The sequence below is a fragment of the Pseudomonas sp. PDM02 genome (assembly GCF_014852285.1).
In the GTDB taxonomy this organism is placed as follows: Bacteria; Pseudomonadota; Gammaproteobacteria; order Pseudomonadales; family Pseudomonadaceae; genus Aquipseudomonas; species Aquipseudomonas migulae.
The window spans coordinates 1-3,079 of the sequence record NZ_JACVBL010000029.1 but is presented as its reverse complement, the minus strand read 5'-3'; the positions used below and the strand labels follow the sequence as shown (position 1 = coordinate 3,079).

The window sequence follows — 3,079 nt, the reverse complement described above, 5'->3', positions numbered from 1 at the left end:
CACTTTCACTGGTGTTTATTCAGGCTAAGGTAAAATTTGTGAGTTTAATCGCGAATTTTCGGCGAATGTCGTCTTCACAGTATAACCAGATTGCTTGGGGTTATATGGTCAAGTGAAGAAGCGCATACGGTGGATGCCTTGGCAGTCAGAGGCGATGAAAGACGTGGTAGCCTGCGAAAAGCTTCGGGGAGTCGGCAAACAGACTTTGATCCGGAGATGTCTGAATGGGGGAACCCACCTAACATAAGTTAGGTATCTTAAGCTGAATACATAGGCTTAAGAAGCGAACCAGGGGAACTGAAACATCTAAGTACCCTGAGGAAAAGAAATCAACCGAGATTCCCTTAGTAGTGGCGAGCGAACGGGGACTAGCCCTTAAGTGGCTTTGAGATTAGCGGAACGCTCTGGAAAGTGCGGCCATAGTGGGTGATAGCCCTGTACGCGAAAATCTCTTAGTCATGAAATCGAGTAGGACGGAGCACGAGAAACTTTGTCTGAATATGGGGGGACCATCCTCCAAGGCTAAATACTACTGACTGACCGATAGTGAACTAGTACCGTGAGGGAAAGGCGAAAAGAACCCCGGAGAGGGGAGTGAAATAGATCCTGAAACCGTATGCGTACAAGCAGTGGGAGCCCACTTTGTTGGGTGACTGCGTACCTTTTGTATAATGGGTCAGCGACTTATTTTCAGTGGCGAGCTTAACCGAATAGGGGAGGCGTAGCGAAAGCGAGTCTTAATAGGGCGTCTAGTCGCTGGGAATAGACCCGAAACCGGGCGATCTATCCATGGGCAGGTTGAAGGTTGGGTAACACTAACTGGAGGACCGAACCGACTACCGTTGAAAAGTTAGCGGATGACCTGTGGATCGGAGTGAAAGGCTAATCAAGCTCGGAGATAGCTGGTTCTCCTCGAAAGCTATTTAGGTAGCGCCTCATGTATCACTGTAGGGGGTAGAGCACTGTTTCGGCTAGGGGGTCATCCCGACTTACCAAACCGATGCAAACTCCGAATACCTACAAGTGCCGAGCATGGGAGACACACGGCGGGTGCTAACGTCCGTCGTGAAAAGGGAAACAACCCAGACCGTCAGCTAAGGTCCCAAAGTTATGGTTAAGTGGGAAACGATGTGGGAAGGCTTAGACAGCTAGGAGGTTGGCTTAGAAGCAGCCACCCTTTAAAGAAAGCGTAATAGCTCACTAGTCGAGTCGGCCTGCGCGGAAGATGTAACGGGGCTCAAACCATACACCGAAGCTACGGGTATCATCTTCGGATGATGCGGTAGAGGAGCGTTCTGTAAGCCTGTGAAGGTGAGTTGAGAAGCTTGCTGGAGGTATCAGAAGTGCGAATGCTGACATGAGTAACGACAATGGGTGTGAAAAACACCCACGCCGAAAGACCAAGGTTTCCTGCGCAACGTTAATCGACGCAGGGTTAGTCGGTCCCTAAGGCGAGGCTGAAAAGCGTAGTCGATGGAAAACAGGTTAATATTCCTGTACTTCTGGTTATTGCGATGGAGGGACGGAGAAGGCTAGGCCAGCTTGGCGTTGGTTGTCCAAGTTTAAGGTGGTAGGCTGGAATCTTAGGTAAATCCGGGATTCTAAGGCCGAGAGCTGATGACGAGTGTTCTTTTAGAACACGAAGTGGTTGATGCCATGCTTCCAAGAAAAGCTTCTAAGCTTCAGGTAACCAGGAACCGTACCCCAAACCGACACAGGTGGTTGGGTAGAGAATACCAAGGCGCTTGAGAGAACTCGGGTGAAGGAACTAGGCAAAATGGCACCGTAACTTCGGGAGAAGGTGCGCCGGTGAGGGTGAAGGACTTGCTCCGTAAGCTCATGCCGGTCGAAGATACCAGGCCGCTGCGACTGTTTATTAAAAACACAGCACTCTGCAAACACGAAAGTGGACGTATAGGGTGTGACGCCTGCCCGGTGCCGGAAGGTTAATTGATGGGGTTAGCTAACGCGAAGCTCTTGATCGAAGCCCCGGTAAACGGCGGCCGTAACTATAACGGTCCTAAGGTAGCGAAATTCCTTGTCGGGTAAGTTCCGACCTGCACGAATGGCGTAACGATGGCGGCGCTGTCTCCACCCGAGACTCAGTGAAATTGAAATCGCTGTGAAGATGCAGTGTATCCGCGGCTAGACGGAAAGACCCCGTGAACCTTTACTATAGCTTTGCACTGGACTTTGAATTTGCTTGTGTAGGATAGGTGGGAGGCTTTGAAGCGTGGACGCCAGTTCGCGTGGAGCCATCCTTGAAATACCACCCTGGCAACTTTGAGGTTCTAACTCAGGTCCGTTATCCGGATCGAGGACAGTGTATGGTGGGTAGTTTGACTGGGGCGGTCTCCTCCTAAAGAGTAACGGAGGAGTACGAAGGTGCGCTCAGACCGGTCGGAAATCGGTCGTAGAGTATAAAGGCAAAAGCGCGCTTGACTGCGAGACAGACACGTCGAGCAGGTACGAAAGTAGGTCTTAGTGATCCGGTGGTTCTGTATGGAAGGGCCATCGCTCAACGGATAAAAGGTACTCCGGGGATAACAGGCTGATACCGCCCAAGAGTTCATATCGACGGCGGTGTTTGGCACCTCGATGTCGGCTCATCACATCCTGGGGCTGAAGCCGGTCCCAAGGGTATGGCTGTTCGCCATTTAAAGTGGTACGCGAGCTGGGTTTAGAACGTCGTGAGACAGTTCGGTCCCTATCTGCCGTGGACGTTTGAGATTTGAGAGGGGCTGCTCCTAGTACGAGAGGACCGGAGTGGACGAACCTCTGGTGTTCCGGTTGTCACGCCAGTGGCATTGCCGGGTAGCTATGTTCGGAATAGATAACCGCTGAAAGCATCTAAGCGGGAAACTAGCCTCAAGATGAGATCTCACTGGGACCTTGAGTCCCCTGAAGGGCCGTCGAAGACTACGACGTTGATAGGTTGGGTGTGTAAGCGCTGTGAGGCGTTGAGCTAACCAATACTAATTGCCCGTGAGGCTTGACCATATAACACCCAAGCAATTTGACTACTCGAAAGAGCATCAGATTGCGGTGTGTGAAGACGCAATGAACCGAAAGTTCGAGA

At 51.3% G+C, this 3,079-nt stretch carries 1 rRNA gene; it reads left to right on the top strand.

Annotated features, from left to right (window positions below):
• Positions 1-106 precede the first annotated feature (106 nt).
• Positions 107-3,000, top strand: a 23S ribosomal RNA gene (locus tag IB245_RS28875).
• Positions 3,001-3,079: the final 79 nt, after the last annotated feature.